The sequence below is a fragment of the Parabacteroides sp. AF18-52 genome, from assembly GCF_003479145.1.
Classification (GTDB): Bacteria; Bacteroidota; Bacteroidia; order Bacteroidales; family Tannerellaceae; genus Parabacteroides; species Parabacteroides faecis.
In genome coordinates, this window is sequence record NZ_QUGR01000005.1 from 189,360 (window position 1) to 207,867 (window position 18,508).

The 18,508-nt window shown below is 49.0% G+C and carries 12 protein-coding genes; 5 read left to right on the top strand and 7 right to left on the bottom strand.

All coding sequences use genetic code 11. The features are described 5' to 3' along the window. Positions 1-12: 12 nt before the first annotated feature. Positions 13-945 (top strand): ketopantoate reductase family protein, encoded by a 933-nt coding sequence (locus DWX23_RS10975; protein WP_122354050.1) that lies wholly within the window; start codon positions 13-15, stop codon positions 943-945. A 187-nt stretch (positions 946-1,132) separates the two neighbouring features. On the opposite strand, the gene DWX23_RS10980 is transcribed toward DWX23_RS10975, so the two are convergent. Both DWX23_RS10980 and DWX23_RS10985 read right to left on the bottom strand, forming a co-directional pair. Further along, entirely contained in the window at positions 1,133-2,107 is a 975-nt protein-coding gene (locus DWX23_RS10980) for a type I phosphomannose isomerase catalytic subunit (RefSeq protein WP_122374515.1), read from the bottom strand. Positions 2,108-2,128: 21 nt separating this feature from the next. Beyond that, the gene (locus DWX23_RS10985; RefSeq protein ID WP_122354052.1) at positions 2,129-4,147 is read right to left on the bottom strand and encodes an alpha amylase C-terminal domain-containing protein; all 2,019 of its coding nucleotides are present in this window, start codon (positions 4,145-4,147) and stop codon (positions 2,129-2,131) included. Positions 4,148-4,249: 102 nt separating this feature from the next. Here DWX23_RS10985 and DWX23_RS10990 point away from each other — a divergent pair, with 102 nt between their 5' ends. Beyond that, positions 4,250-6,556: a cation:proton antiporter gene (locus DWX23_RS10990; RefSeq protein WP_122354053.1), complete on the top strand. Its 2,307-nt coding sequence runs from the start codon at positions 4,250-4,252 to the stop codon at positions 6,554-6,556. A gap of 598 nt (positions 6,557-7,154) precedes the next feature. After that, positions 7,155-7,658: an RNA polymerase sigma factor gene (locus tag DWX23_RS11000; RefSeq protein ID WP_122354055.1), complete on the top strand. Its 504-nt coding sequence runs from the start codon at positions 7,155-7,157 to the stop codon at positions 7,656-7,658. 235 nt (positions 7,659-7,893) lie between these two features. Here the strand turns inward: DWX23_RS11000 and DWX23_RS11005 are convergent, their stop codons facing one another. From DWX23_RS11005 to DWX23_RS11025, 5 genes are all read right to left on the bottom strand, one after another. After that, positions 7,894-9,786 carry a TonB-dependent siderophore receptor gene (locus DWX23_RS11005; protein WP_122374517.1) on the bottom strand — a complete coding sequence of 631 codons (1,893 nt, stop codon included), beginning with the start codon at positions 9,784-9,786 and terminating at the stop codon, positions 7,894-7,896. A gap of 86 nt (positions 9,787-9,872) precedes the next feature. Continuing rightward, complete coding sequence (gene nikR, locus DWX23_RS11010) at positions 9,873-10,274, bottom strand: nickel-responsive transcriptional regulator NikR (RefSeq protein WP_122354057.1); 402 nt, start codon at positions 10,272-10,274, stop codon at positions 9,873-9,875. A gap of 224 nt (positions 10,275-10,498) precedes the next feature. Beyond that, a complete protein-coding gene (locus tag DWX23_RS11015; RefSeq protein ID WP_122374518.1) occupies positions 10,499-12,118 on the bottom strand; it encodes a SusD/RagB family nutrient-binding outer membrane lipoprotein in 1,620 nt (539 codons plus the stop codon). Between the two features lie 15 nt (positions 12,119-12,133). Next, entirely contained in the window at positions 12,134-15,520 is a 3,387-nt protein-coding gene (locus DWX23_RS11020; RefSeq protein ID WP_370449276.1) for a TonB-dependent receptor, read from the bottom strand. A gap of 163 nt (positions 15,521-15,683) precedes the next feature. Then, positions 15,684-16,712, bottom strand: a complete 1,029-nt coding sequence (locus DWX23_RS11025; protein WP_122374519.1) for a FecR family protein — start codon at positions 16,710-16,712, stop codon at positions 15,684-15,686. A gap of 149 nt (positions 16,713-16,861) precedes the next feature. Here DWX23_RS11025 and gpmA point away from each other — a divergent pair, with 149 nt between their 5' ends. Next, positions 16,862-17,614 (top strand): 2,3-diphosphoglycerate-dependent phosphoglycerate mutase, encoded by a 753-nt coding sequence (gpmA, locus tag DWX23_RS11030; RefSeq protein WP_122354061.1) that lies wholly within the window; start codon positions 16,862-16,864, stop codon positions 17,612-17,614. Between the two features lie 107 nt (positions 17,615-17,721). Next, positions 17,722-18,282 (top strand): RNA polymerase sigma-70 factor, encoded by a 561-nt coding sequence (locus DWX23_RS11035; protein ID WP_122354062.1) that lies wholly within the window; start codon positions 17,722-17,724, stop codon positions 18,280-18,282. Positions 18,283-18,508 lie beyond the last annotated feature (226 nt).

Here is an 18,508-nt window from a genome sequence, read left to right on the forward strand (position 1 = left end):
GATATTACAGATATGAGTAAAGTAAAAATTGCTATTTCCGGAATAGGAGCTGTAGGAGGCTATTACGGTGGGTTGCTGGCAGCCTACTATCAGAACTCGGAAAACGTGGATATCTTCTTCATTTCACGGGGCGAAAACCTGCAGGTTATCAGAAAAGACGGATTAGAAATAAAGAAATCATTCAAGAAAATAAACGCCCGACCGACGCTGGCCACCGACGATCCGGCAGAGATCGGCCCGGTAGACTACCTGTTCTGCTGCACTAAAAGTTACGACCTGGAGGATAATATCCGGAGCCTTGCCCCGGCGATCGGTCCCGACACCGTGATCATCCCGCTGCTCAACGGCGCGGATATCTCCGAACGGATACAGCAGGTGTTGCCCGGCAACAAGGTATGGAAAGGCTGCGTTTACATCGGCTCGCGGCTCGTCGCCCCCGGCTATGTACAAAAGTTCACGCTGAAGGACCGTCTGTTCTTCGGACTCAACGGCAAGGACAAGGAAAAACAAGCCGAGTTGCAGAAAATACTTAGCAGCGCACGCATCCTGTCGACCAATCCGGACGACATAGACTTCGAGATCTGGAAGAAATTCTTTATGATCTCTACGGCCGCTACGGTCACCTCCTATTTCAACGAGACGATCAACGAAGTGATAGACAAGCACATCGACCTGTTCATCACCCTGGGATACGAACTCCAAAGCGTAATAGAGGCCAAAGGGATCAAACTGCCGGAAGACATCGTTTTCTCGTCGATCAAGTCGCAGCAGATGATGCCGAACGGTTCGACCACCTCCATGCACAGCGATTTCAGACGCGGAAGCAAGACCGAAATAGAGACGCTGACCGGCTACGTGATACGCGAAGCGGAGGCGCTGGGGCTGGAAGTCCCGACCTACCAGTTCATGTACAAAGGGCTGACCCAATTCCCCTATCCCCGCTAAGGTTCACGGAGAACGTCCGGACAGCCTGACAAAACAAAAGGGAACGCAGACAACGCAAAATACGCAGAGAAGTGCAGGTATCATATTGATCGGTAATCAAATATCCTGCAAGACTCTGCGTATTCTATTTTATCTGCGTTCCCTGATATCTGTTTTCAGAAAGACGCATACCGTTTTTCCCGAAAGATCAGCCGATATAAGTTTCCATAAACTTCGCATTCGGAGCCGGCGAGATCGTCACCACTTCCGTATCAGCCGGGATCAGCACGGTCTGCCCCTGGTGGACAAAGACCTCGTTCCCCTTATTGTCGCGGATGGAAGCCTTGCCCTCCATACATATATATACGACAAACGAATCGAGTTCGGAGAAGTCGCGCACCATCATCGTATCCAGGTCGAGCAGGTTGGTCGTGAAATACTTGCAGTTGGCAAGCTCGACCGTAGCGTTGGTATGAGCCTTGTAATGCGTGCGGTAGTCGGGAAGCGTCGTATAGTCGATCGCATCCTTAGCCAGTTCGGTGTGCAGCTCGCGCCCGTTGCCGTTGGCGTCCTTGCGGTCGTAGTCGTAGATGCGGTAAGTGATGTTGCTGGTCTGCTGTATCTCGGCGATGAAGCACCCGGCACCGATGGCATGCACGCGTCCGGCAGGCAGGAAGAAAACATCGCCCGGAGAGACTTCATAGCGCTGCAAAACATCCATGATGGTGTTGTCGCCTACCCGTTTCACATACTCGTCCGCGTCGATCTGCTGCGAGAAACCGGAGTAAAGCCCTGCGCCCTTTTCGGCCTTTATCACGTACCACATTTCCGTCTTTCCGAAAGAGTGATGCCGTTTCATGGCCAGTTCGTCATCCGGATGCACCTGGATAGAGAGGTCATCGCGGGCGTCGATGAACTTGATGAGCAGGGGGAAGGTGGAACCGAATTGCTCCATCACCTTCTCACCCAGCAACTGCTTGCCGTAGGTACGGATCAGTTCGTCGAGCGATTTGCCTTCCTGTTCGCCGTTATCGACGATCGAATAGTTTCCTTCCACATGAGAAAGTTCCCAGCTTTCGCCGATACCTTCTTCTACTGGCGTGATGCCCTTGAACGGGCAGATGTCTGCGCCTCCCCAAATGATCTTCTTGAGGATAGGCTTAAATGTCATTGGATATAACATAACTGTGTTTTTGTTGTTTGGTTATTTCTTTACTTTTACTTTTCTCAGTACAACAGCACTGCGTGCCGGAATGTACAGTTTCAACCACTCTTTTTTCTCTTTTTTATACAAAGGGTCAAATTGTGTGAAATGATGTACCGAATCGTCCGCGATGCCGAAGCCTCCGAAACGGGTAGCATCGGTGTTCAAAACCACCTCATACTCGCCTTGGGGCACAAGGAAGCCGTAATCGGTATAGGATTTTGAAGGACTGAAATTGAAGACGAACACGAGGTCTTTGCGCATATAGGCCAGGATCTGGTCGCCATCGCTGTCCCACACCTTCTGTATCGGGGTGGACTGGAAATTCTTCACACTACGGATCAACTCGATCATCTCGCGGTCGAAATCGCCCAGGTAGTGGTATTTCAAATCCATGTTGTCTACCAGCTCCCACTGGCGGCGTGCGTACTTGCATGACCAGCCGTTGCCCTCGCGCGGGAAATCGATCCACTCCGGATGCCCGAACTCGTTGCCCATAAAGTTGAGGTAGCCGCCGTTGATGGTCGAAGCCGTCACAAGGCGTATCATCTTATGGAGTGCCACACCGCGTTCGACCACGAAGTTACGGTCGTCCTTCTGCATATGCCAGTACATATCCGCATCTATCAGGCGGAAGATGATGGTCTTATCTCCTACCAGCGCCTGGTCGTGGCTTTCGGCGTAACTGATCGTCTTTTCGTCGGCCCTGCGGTTGGTCGTCTCCCACCAGATGGAGGAAGGATGCCAGTCCTCGTCTTTCTTCTCCTTGATCGTCTTGATCCAGTAGTCGGGAATGTTCATCGCCATGCGATAGTCGAAGCCATAGCCGCCGTCTTCATATTTGGCTGCCAGTCCGGGCATGCCGCTCACTTCCTCGGCGATGGTGATGGCATTTTTATTCACTTCGTGTATCAGTTTGTTGGCAAGGGTAAGGTAAGCGATCGCGTCGCCGTCTTGATGCCCGTTGAAGTAGTCGCCGTAATTGCAGAAAGCCTCGCCCAACCCGTGACTGTAGTAAAGCATCGAGGTGACACCGTCGAAACGGAAACCGTCGAACTTATACTCTTCGAGCCAGAATTTACAGTTGGAAAGCAGGAAATGCAGCACCTCGTTCTTACCATAGTCGAAGCAAAGCGAGTCCCAGGCCGGATGCTCGCGGCGTGAACCGCTGAGGAAATACTGGTTGTAGGAGCCGTCGAAACGTCCGAGGCCCTCCACCTCATTCTTGACAGCATGGCTGTGCACGATGTCCATGATCACCGCAATACCCATCCCGTGCGCATCGTCGATCAACTGTTTCAGCTCTTCGGGCGTGCCGAAACGCGACGAAGCGGCGAAGAAGCTGCTGACATGGTAGCCGAAGGAGCCGTAATAAGGATGCTCCTGGATAGCCATGATCTGGATGGCGTTGTAGCCTTCGCGGGCGATGCGGGGCAGAACGTTGCGGCGGAACTCATCGTACGAGCCGACCTTTTCCTCGTTCGTCGACATGCCGATATGACATTCGTAAATGAGGAGCGGGGCGGTATCGGGTTTGAAACGCTTGTTCTTGAACACATACGGCGTAGCCGGGTTCCAGACCTGTGCGCTGAATATCTTCGTCGTGTCGTCCTGTACGACGCGCCGTATCCATGCCGGGATGCGTTCGCCGCTGCCCCCGTCCCACTCGACCAGCAGCTTGAACAGGTCTTCGTGGTGCAACAGATCTTCTTCGAGAGCAATCTCCCAGACGCCATATCCCTGGCGTCTCATTTTATATCGTTCTTCTTTTTTCCAGTCGTTGAATGTACCGATCAGGTAGATGGCCGTGGCGTTCGGGGCCCATTCGCGGAATACCCAGCCCTTGTTGGTCTTGTGCAAACCGAAGTACAGATATCCGGAAGCCATTTCCGACAAGGTTTGTTTTCCTTTGTTCGTCAGGCTCCTTTCCTTATCAATCACGTATTGATACCGTCCTTCTATCGCCTCTTTATAAGGGGCAAGCCAAGGGTCATTCTTTATTAGATTCAGAGACTCCATGATTTATTTGAGATTGGTTTAGCGCAAAGATAAAAGAAAAAAACATACTGTATTGATATTCCCGGGATATTTCTTAATTTTGCGTCAAACCCCATATAACATATGAGTAAAGGAACAAAGAGTATTGCCTTTTATTTTATAATGATCCTGGTTTTTGGTTCATTAATGTATCTGATCGCCAAAGAAGGAGAAAGACAACAGATTGAAAGCGCCATCACTGCTGCCTACGACGCCCCGAAAGACCTTGGTGAAGGTTTTTCTTTGTTCTGGGAGCTGATGACGCACCATATACAGTCGCCCATCGGAATATTATTGTTGCAGATCATCACGATCCTGCTGACCTGCCGCCTGTTCGGATGGTTGTTCCAGCGGATCGGGCAGCCGACGGTGATCGGCGAGATCGTGGCGGGTATCGTGCTGGGCCCCTCGGTGCTGGGGCATCTCATGCCCGAAGTTTCGGGGTTCCTCTTCCCGGTCGAGTCGCTCGCCAACATCACCATCCTGAGCCAGTTCGGGCTGATCCTGTTTATGTTTGCCATCGGTATGGAGCTGGATATCACCGAGGTACGGAAGAAGCTGAAGGAAACGATCCTGATCAGCCATACGAGCACCATCGTGCCCTTCTTCTGCGGGATGCTTACCGCCTACTTCGTCTACGACACCTATGCAGATAAAAGCACCCCCTTCCTATCGTTCGCCCTGTTTATCGGTATCGCCATGAGTATCACCGCCTTCCCTGTGCTGGCACGCATCATACAGGAGAAGGGACTGACGCGGACGCATCTGGGGACGATCTCGCTCGCCAGCGCCGCCAACGGCGACATCACGGCCTGGTGCCTGCTGGCTGTCGTGATCGCCATCGCACAGGCGGGCACGATGCTGAGTGCGATCTACAACATTCTCTTCTCGATGCTTTACATCGCTTTCATGTTCTTCGCCGTCCGTCCGTTCCTGAAGATGATCGGGCATATCTATCATAACAAAGAAGTGATCGACAAGGGTCTGGTCGCCTTTATGTTCCTCCTCCTGATCATCTCGGCTTACCTGACGGAGATGCTGGGGCTGCATGCACTGTTCGGTGCGTTCATCGCGGGCGTGGTGATGCCGAGCAACGTGAAGTTCCGCAAGATCATGACCGAGAAGGTGGAAGACGTCTCGCTGGCGTTGTTCCTGCCGTTGTTCTTCGTCTCGACGGGATTGCGCACGGAGATCGGGCTGCTCAACAGTCCGGAGCTGTGGTGGATGTGCGGGGTGTTCATCGTGGTGGCCATCGTCGGTAAGTTCGGCGGGGCGATGTTCTCCGCCCGTTTCGTGGGCGAGAGCTGGAAAGACAGTTTATATATCGGCGCGCTGATGAATACGCGCGGACTGATGGAGCTGGTAGTGCTTACCATCGGTTACGAAATGCATATCCTCCCCCCCTCTATTTTCGTGATGCTGGTGCTGATGACGTTGGTAACGACGTTTATGACGATCCCGCTGGTTTCGTTCATCAAGTTCTGCTTCCAGACGCGCGAGAAGATCAAAGAATACAAGGCGGTAGACGTGGCCGACGGCACCTACAAGGTGTTGCTCTCGTTCGGACGCGCGGGTAACGGGCAGATCATGCTCGACGTGGCGTACCAGATGTTTGCCCACCGCCGCCACCAGGTAGACCTTACGGCACTCCATCTCACCGTCGGCTCGGACGTGAACCCGCTCCACACCGACAACTTCGAGGAAGTGAGCTTCGGCCCTATCCTTTACGGAGCGAAAAAGCTGGGGATCAACATCGAGACGCGCTACGAGGTGTCGAACAACGCCGGACAGGATATCACGGACATCGTCAACACGGAGGGTTTCGACTTCCTGCTCGTGGGCTCGGGCATCTCGATGAGCAACCAGCCTGACGACATCGAGGCGAACCGTTACCGCACGTCGTTCTACAACCGTTTCTTCCGCCGTTTCAAAGCGCCCGAATCGTGGTTTTACCCCGGCGCGCTGCTGAAAGACAAGACGAAGATGTTTATCGGGAAAAGCAATTGCGACGTGGGCGTATTCGTGAACCGGGGATTCGTGAAGGCGAGCAATGTGATCGTGGTGATCGACTCGGAGAAGGATCTCTTCCTCCTGGATTATACCTCGACGTTGCTCAAGACGACCCACGGCTCGGCTAGCATCCTCGACCGCAGCAGCTCGACGACGCCGGGCAGCGAGAAGATACAGTATGCCATCCGCCAGTTCACCGAATCGGCCAAGCAGGCGAACCTGCTGGCGGAAAAAGACATGACACCGGCTATTTTCAACGGCTACAACTTCATGCTGATCAGTTACGATAGCTGGAACGACGTCTCCGAACACCGCCGCGAAGCGTTGCAGAAGATGCCGTCGACGCTGATCCTGAACCATAAGGAACGGACGGAGGAATAAAAGAGGGCTTCCAACAGAAAAAATAAATAAAACTATGGAACTATACACACAAAACTATGGGATTTATATATGCATAGAAACAGGCTGAAAAAGGGCCTGAAAAGATGAAAAGCCACAGGGCGCATGCTGAAAAAAAAGCATGCGCCCTATTTTTTAAAAGGGTGCGGGCTTTTTCCAAAAAGGATGCATGCTCTTTTCGGAAAGGGTGCACCCTTTTTGGGCAAGAGGATGCGGGCTTTCAGGGCGGTCGTCCTCTATATACTGTTTTTAGGGAAGAATGCCGCGATATTTCCCCCTCTTCCGCCCCGGAAACAGACCGCTCCGGAACCGGCCGCCGGAAACAAACGAAAACGCTTGATTATCATAGCAGTTGAAAATTATGACGCACTACTTGCAAATATTACAATTTACAAGTGGAAAACTTGTATATTCCGTTCAAATTCAGACGGTTTTAGCATACAAATATTAATAGTGAGGCTGCATCATTAATATTAGTAAAATAATTAGTTTTTTATAAAGTATAAGTTTATTTTTGTATTGTATTAGTTGTTGAATTACAGCTATTAACCGACTTATAAACATTCAAAAAGTTAAAATTATGAATGGGATACAATTTCAACAAAAATTATTGGGCTTACAAGAGAACATGATGAATTTCGCTCTTATGCTCACAGCAAACCGGGACGATGCCCAGGATTTATTGCAAGATACAGCACTTAAGGTTTTAGATAATCAGGATAAATTCGTTGACAACGTTAATTTCAAAGGTTGGGTTCTGACCGTCATGCGTAACATTTTCATCAACAACTACCACAAGGTGGTACGCGTGCAGACGGTGGTAGACTCCAGCGCAGACCTTTACAACCTGGACGTGGCCAACGACTCCGGTTTCGACTCGCCTGAAAAGGCATACAACATTCAGGAGATCACGAAAGTAATCAACGCCTTGAATGACGACCTGAAAATGCCGTTCTCCATGTTCGTCAGCGGCTACAAGTACAACGAGATAGCCGAAAAGCTCAATCTTCCGCTCGGAACAGTCAAAAGCCGTATCTTCTTCGCCCGGCAGGAACTACAGAAGAAGTTGCAGGATTTTAGATGATAAAATTCAAAAAGTCAAGTCCTAAATAACCGTAAAAAGTTATTTAGGACTTACTTTTTTCTCCCTGCCTTTCTCAAAAATAACCTATCCCGATTCATACGTGAAATCAAACAGAGGTACTGCTCCGGGAAACCGGAAGACATAAGTTTTTTTCCCGCCTGCCACATTCACCACACAGGAGATTGCCCCAAATATACGGAACAACCTCCTTTAGAAGTAATTTATTTAACAGGAACTAGAATGTCACATCAATCCCTCCCATAAACACAGCCTTGGGCATCGGATAACCATCGTTGATGGAGTAGCGGGTGGCCGTCAGGTTCTCTCCTTTTACAAACAGCTTCAACCCTTTATCCTGTGAGCCGAAACGATAAGAGGCACGAGCGTTCAGTACCGTATAGTCTTCCTTTCTATTATCTTCCGGCTTATTCCCTACATTTGTATACAGGTCGAAAATAGATTGCACACTCAGATTAAATGTAAAGCGTCCGGGCATATAGGTAGCACTGGCATAAAATTTATGGGCAGGGGCGGCTACTATATCTTTGTTCATATACAGGTAACTGTAGTTCATATCCACGTTCAAGTTGTTCAGAATCTGATAACCGGCTTCAAACTCGACACCCTTATTATAAAAACGATCGATATTCGACATCTGACGGTCTACAACAGAGATCATATCTTTACCTTCAATATAAAAAGCTGTCAGTTCGGCATGCAGGCGATTATCGAGTAGATATTGCCCGACGGATAACTCATAACTCAGCATACTTTCCGGCTTCAGATCCGGATTCGCTTTTGAATAAGGGAGATATGAGATATACAATTCACGCAACGTCGGACTCCTGTAGCCTTTTGAGAAAGATCCTTTGATCGTATTTCCTTCAAACGGACGGAGTGCAAATCCCGCCTGTGGCACCCATTCGTTGCCATAAACACTGCTATGTTCATAACGCACACCGGCATTCAGGCTCAGGATATCAAATAAATCCTGCTGCATGATTGCATAACCGGCCACCTCGTTCACCGATTTCTTGACAATCTCTCCGATCGGTCCGTTAATCGAATCGTTCCAGGCATGCCCTCCCCAATTCTTATAATCGATACCGGCTGTAAACGTATTTCCTTCCACCAAACGGAAAGACTGGTATAGTTGTACCCCCGTGTTGTGGTCGTCGGAATAGAAAAGGAACTCGCTAGGATCGGCATTTACCGCATGCCCGTCGTTGATTTTATGGTGGCCCCAGTTATAAAAAACGCGCAGGGCACCGCTTGTCTTCTCATGGTGATTCTCCAAAGCGAACGAGGTTGTACCGCGAAGGATATGCATATCATGGTCTAACAACGGGCTCGTGATCGTCCCGGGGTCTTCGGTATTGTACTTGGCCAGGCTCAAATTGCCGGTAACCTTATATTGGTTGTTGATACGGTATCCGAGGTTGGCAAAACCGTTGGTGATATTAAATTTGGAATCCGGCCTATGCCCATCCGAACGATCATGGTTCAAAGAGATGAAACTGCTGAAATTTCCTATGTTATAGCCGTTGTTAACCATGTATTTCTGTGTATTGTAAGAACCGAACATCACCCGGGCCTGCGTACGGCGGCCTTGCTGTTTATGCTGCCGGGTTATAATGTTGACCACGCCACCCATCGCATTCGATCCATACAACAACGAACCCGGCCCGCGGATCACCTCCACCCTTTCAATATCAGAAGCCACATAAGTATCCGGCAAGGAATGTCCGAAAACGCCTGCCCACTGCGGCTGGCCGTCAAACAGCATTAGTACCTTACTCCCTTGCCCTACCCCGCGGATGTTCACGGTTCCCGCCGATCCGGTAGAAACTCCGAAGCCAGTCACACCCTTCTCGGTCACAAACAACCCGGGAACCCGCTCCGATAGAACCGGCAGTAAAGCCGATTCGCTACTTGCTTCTATCTGATCCCGGTCTATCACCGAGACAGTCAGCGGGACACTGTTACGGTTCACCTGTATCTTATTCGCAGATACGACAACACCCTGCAGATTAATCAGACTATCTATTTCCATTGGTTCGACAGGTTCGGTTGCATAAGCTGTCGCTCCTGCCAACAATCCTGAAATAAGTAAAAATCCTTTCTTCATAATTTATTCTTGTATAATGTAAAATCGTCCCTATCGGTGACACAAAACAATCAAATCGTGTTACCTTTCGAGCAAAAAAAATAGACTCAATCCGCCCGGCTCATCACCAATTTGCCGTGTTTAATTCCCTTGATAGCAGTCAGTTTATCCGACAATTCAGTCAGGCGATGGGCGGTTCCCATCACAGTAACGATGTGAAGGCAGAAATTCTGATTGACATAATATTGGGAAGAAGACAGTATCGCATCCTGATAGTCCTGCTGGATGCTTACGATCTTTGCAGAAATAGCCTTCTTTTCCTGGTCGTACATGATAATAATTGTGCCGGCCACGATGTGATTGCATTGCCATTTCTTCTCAGCCACGTTCTTTTCTATCAGGAAGCGGATGGCCTGCGAGCGGTTGGCAAAGCCATTCTCGTCCACATACTGATCCAGCGATTCCAACAGGTTGTCTTCCAAAGAGACGCCAAAACGTTTTATCGACATATAGTGCTTCATTTATTTTGAGCGGTAAATATACTATTTTATTACCGGTACAAAGATAATTTGTCTAAAAAGAAATAATGTAATATAAATTACAGATATTATTACCAGTATTACTGATTTCACAAAAAACGGGAGTCACATTCCTGCAACTCCCGTCCTCATTACCTCATACTCTAACTATAATCTAATAACTCTGTGTTATCAATCTAATAACGTTGTATCCTTTAAAAGTTTCTTCCGGTGTCCCACCACAGGGGGGTTCCGCAATTGTCTGCACCACCTAAAGCCGTTACTAAAGCAGCATACTGATCAGGATTGGCTGTTTTGATGCCGACAAAGAAATTCAACCTGCGCGGGCCCAGCTTCGAGTCGATCGTACCCTGGCTGTCGTTCACCAGAACCGGGAACAACTTAGGATAACCCGTACGTCTCTGTTCAGCCCAGGCTTCGCAACCTTCCGGGAAGCAGGCGATCCATTTCTGGGTGATGATTTTTTCCAGCTTCTCCTCATTCGTTGCAGCATTATCCCATGCCGGTGTGACGGTACCTACCGCTTTTGCGTTGAAAGAGGCATCGAAAGCATCCAGATAGTCTTTCGGAGTTTTCGTACTTTCCAGGTAAGTAGCCACCTCTTTAGCACCCCACTGGGCAAAAGAAGCCTTGACGCCATTTTCGTAACAAGAACCCGGATTTTCAGAAGACCAGCCTCTCAAAGCAGCTTCTGCACGCAGGAACCATACTTCGGCTGCCGTCATCAGGACCGCATCGGTTGTCTGTGCGACGGTACTCTTTGAATGCTTGCTGTAATTTTTATGTTTGAAACCTGTACCCTGGCGGATTCCTTTGTAGGTACCCTTTACCGGGACGATCTCAGTGCCTTCGCCACCGGCCGCTTTATCGAAGTACTTCGGCAAGCGGGGATCTTCATAACCTCCCATATAGGATTCCATGTTCGCGTTCAGGAATACTTCGCCCCATCCTTTGTTGATCTCACCAAACGGATTATTGTAGCCGGTGCCATCGGTAGAAACAGCCACGATATCGTTGTCGTCTTCCAGCAAACCACCTGCATCCGCGAATGCTTTTTTCGCTTCTGCGGCAGCCAGCTGAGGATCGGCCATAGCGATACGGACAGCCAGACGGAGGCGCAGCGAGTTAGCGAACTTGATCCATTCGGAATAGGTCCGTTTGCCTTGCGGCATCAGGATATCGAACTTCGCGAAGTTCTCCACATCCGGATGAGCTTCCATGTAAGCGCGGATCAAACCGATCCCGTTATCGAGGTCTTCAAAGAAAGCCTTATAGGCAACAGCCTGCGTATCCGGCATGGAACCGGTCTTCGATCCGAACTGTGTATAGACAACAGGGCCGTACAAATCGGAGACGCGATGTATCAATTCCACTTTCAGAATCTGGGTGATCCCGTAGAAAGAAGGATAATCCTTTTCTGTCAGATCCTCGGATTTCTGTATCTCCGTCATGATATACCCGTAGGTATTTTCCCAAAACGAGCCGTTCCATCCGTCCTGCATGTTGTAGGTTGTGTTCGCACGGCCTTCGTTAAACGGGTTGAAGTCGTGCACATAACCGGAAAACATATCGGCACTCAGGTTCTGCATGACCTGGAAAGGCCAGTTTTTACCACCACCCCAGTCGTAATTGAAGTAAATGCCCTGCTGAACAACTCCCAGAGGAATCCCGTATTTATTGAACTCCTGCTCCTTCGACTTGTCCGGGAAACCGGCCTGGTTCGTATTATAAGATTCAAAATCATCCGTACAAGCTGAAAAACCGATCAATCCGCCCAGAAAAATTGCGGCTATATATTTATAATTCTTTTTCATAATATACTGTCTTTATTAGAATGTAAATTTAACATTGAAACCTAAGCTTCTGGTAGTCGGCATACCGAATACATCGATACCCTGGTTGTCGTTGCCTGTTGAAAGGACTGCATCCGGATCGAAAGGAGCCGATTTGTGGAAGAAGAATAAGTTACGACCGACAAATGACAACTGTACATCCTGGAAAACCTTCGTTTTCTCCAGCAATCTCTTCGGGAACGTATATCCTAAAGATAGTTCGCGCAGGCGGATATTGGTTGCACTATACATATAATATTCGGTACATCCGTTACGACCGCTGACAGCCGTATAGAATTTATCCGGTTTCACTTGCGTACCTTCCAGGTCTACAAATCCGGCATTACGTGCTGCGGCTGATTCGACGCTCACACCCTTCTGGTCCATATCGGCCTGTGTCTGCGACAAAACATCGCCACCAAAGCGGCCATCGATCAGGAAGTAAAGGCTAAATCCTTTATAAGTCAGGGTATTTCCCCAGCCCAACATAAAGTCGGGGTTGCTGTTGCCAACCTTGATCGTGTTGCCTGAACCGACCACGTTAGGGATCAAATCGCCATCATCATCCTTCGAGAAAACAATTTGGCCTGTCGCTTCGTCGCGTTCAAACGCCTTACCATAGATATCACCCAGTGCACCCCCTTCTACAAGGCGCATAGAGTAAGAAGAAGAGAAACCTTCGTCGCCATAAACAAATGTCTTCAGGTCAGGGTGAAGCTCGATCACTTTGTTCTTGTTCGTCGAGAAGTTAAAGGAAGTCTTCCAGCGGAAATCTTCCGTCATCACCGGCGTGATACCCAAACTGATTTCAATCCCCTGGTTCTGGATGTTACCCGCATTCACATAGTAATATTTATAAGCTGCACCGGCAGAAGAAGGCAACGTAAACAACTGGTTCTTCGTGTTTGTCTTATAGTAAGTGAAATCGAAGTCCAGGCGGTAGTCGAAGAATTTCCACTCCGTACCCACTTCCCATGAAGTACTCATTTCAGGTTTCAGTTCATCGAACGGAGCTTTTGAATTTGTCTGGATAGCTCCACCGGCGACGATCAGGTCGTTGCTTCCGGCAATCGGGTTGCTGATGAAAAGAGGCAGGTCATTACCTACTTTACTCCACGAACCTCTCAGCTTGCCGAAGTTGATCCATTCCGGCATCGTCAGCGAGTTGTTGATGATCCATGACAGACCTACCGAGGGATAGAAGAAGCTGCTGTGCTTCGTATAAGCCAGGGTCGACGACCAATCGTTACGGGCGGTCAGGTCCAGGTACAGACTTTCTTTCCATCCCAGCTGGGCGGTTGCGAAGATAGACTGCATCACACGTTTCTGGTCGATCTGCTGGTCGATGTAAGAAGCCGTAGACATCATAATGTTAGCTACCGAGAACTGGTTGGGGTAATACAGTGAAGCCGTCTTCGAGTCGAGCCTCAGCGAGTTGACGGTCGTGCTGTTGATGCTACCACCGATGGCGCCTGTCAAAGCAAAGTCGTCCCACTTTTTATTAAACATGGCCATAACGTCGCCATAATAGAGCGTCTCCGTATGATTCAGATCGATATAACGGCCGTTCGATCCGGCGATAGCCGGGGCGGTGGTGGCATACATTTTCTGGTTGTATGTATCGTGTGTATAATCGACTGTTCCGCGAGCTTGCAGACTCAACCAATCTGTCACCTTCACGTTGGCAGTCAAAGAAGCGATGGCGCGCGAACGTTTGTCGTTACTTTGGATGCGGTTGGTGATCCAGTAGGGATTCTGTTCCATATCGCGTTCGGCATCCGTGTACCAGTTTTGCTGCATCAGGTTGCGGTCGTTGTTGAAAGTTTCAAAGTTCGTGCGGTACTCGCCGATGTTCTCGCCACGCGGGAAACGGTAAAGGCCCACCAACGGGTTCATATAATAACCACCGGAAGCCGGTCGGTTCTTGATACTTTGCGACATCAGGTTCACGTTAGCATCCAGTTTCAGGTAATCGTCGAAGAAACCGGCGGTTTCACGGAAGTTCAGGTTATGCTTCTGCATCTTGTTATGTTCCACGATACCCTTGGCACTGGTGTTGGCATAGGAGAAGTAAGTCTGCATCTTTTCGTTACCGGTCGTAAGCGACAGCGAGTTGATGGCCGTCACCCCGTTCTGGAAGAAGTCGCCGGCATTATCATAATCAGCCAGATTCCCCTTCGCGCCCCAGCTCGTCTTCGTTTCCTTGTCCATGCCATATTCGTTCTGGAATTCGGGCAAACTCATCGCATGATCCACCGTCAGGTTGGAAGAGAAAGTTACTTTCTGCACGCCCGCTTTTCCTTTCTTTGTAGTGATCAGGATGACACCGTTGGCAGCTTGCGAGCCATACAGGGCAGCAGCCGAGGCCCCTTTCAAAATGCTCATGCTCTCGATGTCGTCCGGGTTAAGGTTGGAAATACCGTCGCCACCGTCGCGGTTACCAGCGTCCGCCGTACCACCGATTGCGCTGACTGCCTGTTCGTTGCTGCTGTTCAGCATCGGCACACCGTCGATAACGTATAACGGCTGGTTGTTACCGCTTACCGAGCGGTTACCACGGATAGAAACTTTGGCAGATCCACCTAAACCGGAAGAACTCTTGTTGATCTGCACACCGGCGGTCTTACCTGCCAGGGCATTGATCATGTTCGGGTCTTTGGCACGAGTCAGCTCATCGCCGCCGACCTGCTGGGTCGAATAAGTCAGGGAGGATTCTTTTTTCTTGATACCCAAAGCAGTCACCACCACTTCTTCGATATTCTGTGAATCTTCTTCCAGCAGCACCTTCAGGGATGCTTGTCCCGCATATTTGATTTCCTGCGGGTTATATCCGATATAAGAGATAACGATGATGGAATTATCGGGCAAGGTCAATGTAAACTGGCCGTCGACATCGGTTATCGTCCCGTTCGTTGTTCCTTTTTGCAGCACGTTCGCACCGATGATCGGTTCGCCGGACTTATCCGTAACAACTCCTTTGACAGTCTTGGCTGCCTGCTGCATGATCGCTTCTTTCTTGTTGAGGATAATTTTGGTGTTTACCACCGTGTAGGCCACATCGGAGTCGCCGAACAACTTGTTCAAGACATCGAAAATGTTTTTTTCGTCCACTTTCACCGACACCTTACGGCTGGTGTTCACGATACTGGCATCATAGATAAAAGAGAAATCCGTTTGGTTCTCAACGGCTTCGAGCACGTTGGCTATCGTGCTGTTCGACATATCCAGCGAGAGCGTAGCATTCTGTGCATACGTATTACCCGCTACTGCGATACCAAGACTAAGGAAAAAGAATACAACGCTCAATCTCATAACTAATGGTATTTTTCGGAAAAGATGAAAACTTTTCTTCCCGATAATTTCTAAGGTTACAATTTTATTCATAATTTTGTGATGCTTATTATTTAATATAAAGTTAACTATAGCTGCGTCAACAGCTTGGACTTTTGCATGCGGGGAGATGCGTCAACATCTTTCCGTATGTTTTTGGACTTTTTTTCTACTTCCACATAGGCATTTCGATTTAAAAAGGTTCTACACTATTATTTTACTCTTTTGATATTTCTATGACTGACATTTCCAGCCGATTGTCGGCCGTTATCGCCGGTTTGCTGATCTTAAACTTGACGTTCGACGCCAGTTTGAGATATTCCATCACCTGCGGCAACTGTTCCTCTTTGAACTTCGCGGTGATGATGGCTTCGAGCACTTCCTTGTCTTTCACATCGAACCGTACGTTATAATGGCGCGTCAACGCCTTGAGTACCCGCGACATGGGTTGATTTTTGAAGATGATCTCGCCGTTGCGCCAGGCGGTATTGTTGTCGGCGTTGACCGAAGTGATGTACAACTTACCGCCCACCCGTGTAAACTCCGCCCGCTCGTCGGGTTTCAGGATCTGATGGGTGACGTGGCCGCCTGCCTGCGCGATGTTGAGCTGCACCGAGCCTTCGACGAGGGTGGTCGAGACAAACTCGTCATCCTTGTAGGCCGATACGTCGAAGCGGGTTCCGAGCACTTCCACCGAATAAGACGGATCGACTTTCACGATAAAAGGTTTCTCCGGATTCTTCGCCACCTCAAAATACCCTTGTCCGGTCAGTTCGACCTGGCGGCATTCGGGCCAGAAATTTTTAGGATATTTCAATGAACTTCCTGCGTTCAACCAAACTTTCGAACCGTCCGGCAGGTCAAACGTCGAAACTACCCCGGGATTGGTGCGCACTTCGACCATGCGCACCTCTTCTTGCCCAATCTGCATGAAAAGGTATGCAGATAAAACTAACACCGGGATAAAAAGTACGGCTGCAACTCTTTGCAGCATCTGTAGGGAACGGTGTAAACTAACTTTCTTATTTTGTTTACGTACTTTCGATTTGAAACGGACCAGGGCCATTTCGGGATCGACCGACTCCATCACCCGTACGCGGTCTGTCACCTGCAAGGTAAAATAAACCTGCTCCAGCAACTTTGCGTTTTCCGGCGAGGCTGCCACCCAGTCGTCAACCTGGGCGCGTTCGTCGTCGGGCAGTGTCCCTTCGATATATTTTATCAGTATGTATTCGTCTACTATCATCGCTGTTTCTCCTGTTTCTATTATTAATACAATTCAGAAAAAGGATATACTAAACGAAAATGTTACTTTTTTAAGAAAAAATTCAAAATCTTTTTCCTATCCCCGTTTGTTATCTAAAATACAGACAGTTATCATAAATAAAAAAGAACATGAAAAAGATAGTTTTGCTCCGCCACGGCGAAAGTGCCTGGAACAAGGAGAACCGGTTTACCGGATGGACCGACGTCGATCTTACCGAAAAAGGTATTGAGGAAGCTCGCAAGGCGGGCGATTTGCTGCGTAAAGAAGGGTATGTTTTCGACAAAGCCTATACATCTTATTTAAAGCGTGCTGTTAAGACATTAAATAATGTACTCGACCGGATGGACCAGGACTGGATTCCGGTAGAAAAAAGCTGGCGCCTGAACGAGAAGCATTACGGCGCACTGCAGGGCCTCAACAAAAGCGAGACGGCCGAGAAGTATGGCGACGAACAGGTGCTGATCTGGCGCAGAAGCTACGATGTGGCACCACATGCCCTGAATGAGGACGATCCGCGTAACCCACGTTTCGAGATCCGTTATAAAGATGTACCCGACAAGGAGCTGCCGCGCACGGAGTCGCTGAAAGATACCGTCGAACGCATCCTGCCTTACTGGAAAGACGTGATTTTCCCGTCGCTCGAAACTGCCGACCAGATCCTGGTGACGGCCCACGGGAACAGTCTGAGGGGCATCATTAAATATGTACGCAACATCCCGGACGAGGATATCGTGCATCTGAACCTGCCTACGGCCGTTCCTTACGTACTCGAATTCGATGACAACCTGAACCTGGTAAAAGATTATTTCCTGGGTGACCCGGAAGAGATCAAGAAATTGATGGAAGCCGTTGCAAACCAAGGAAAAAAAGAAAAGAAATAGTTGTTTTTCACAGTCCGCGCCCGGGATTTTTTTGGAAATTTTCCGGGCGTTGATTCTTTATTCACCAAATATTTGTTTAAGTTTGCATTCAATCAAATTAACTATCAGTGATTACAAGCAACGAAGAGACCTTAAATAGACTAAAAACCGGCGACGAAAGCGTATTTGATACGGTCTACAAACAATATTACAGGGGGCTATGCGCATTTGCATCCCAATATGTGGCCGAAACAGAAACTGAAGAAATCGTGCAGGAAGTGATGATGTGGCTTTGGGAAAACCGTTCTGCGCTGATCCCGGAAATGTCCCTGAAATCGCTGCTGTTCACCATGGTAAAAAATAAATGCCTCAACAACATCACGCACAACCAGATCAAACAACGGGTACACGAGGCGCTATATGCCCGGTTTGAAGAGCAATTTGAAGATCCCGACTTTTACATGGAAAGCGAACTGATCGCCCTGGCGGCCAAGGCAATCCACGCGCTGCCGGAGGAATACCGGAAGGCGTTCGAGATGAACCGCTTCGGCCACCTTACCTACAACGAGATAGCCGAACGCACCGGCGTATCGCCCAAAACCATCGCCTACCGCATCTCCCAATCACTGAAAATACTGCGCACGGAACTCAAAGATTACATGCCGCTGCTGATGGCGTTGCTGAACTGACCGGCGAACTTCACCAGCCCCAAACAAGGCACTTTTCCCCCGTCCGGAAAAGGACGCATCCCTTTTCTAAAAAGGGCGCACCCTTTTTCGGAAAAGCATGCACCCTTTTCCGAAAGAGCATGCATCCTATTTTACAGAGAGCATATACCCGATCATTTATTAAAAAGCATGTATCCTATTATTCAATTATAACCTTTACTGAACAAAAATTAATCAAGCATGTTTA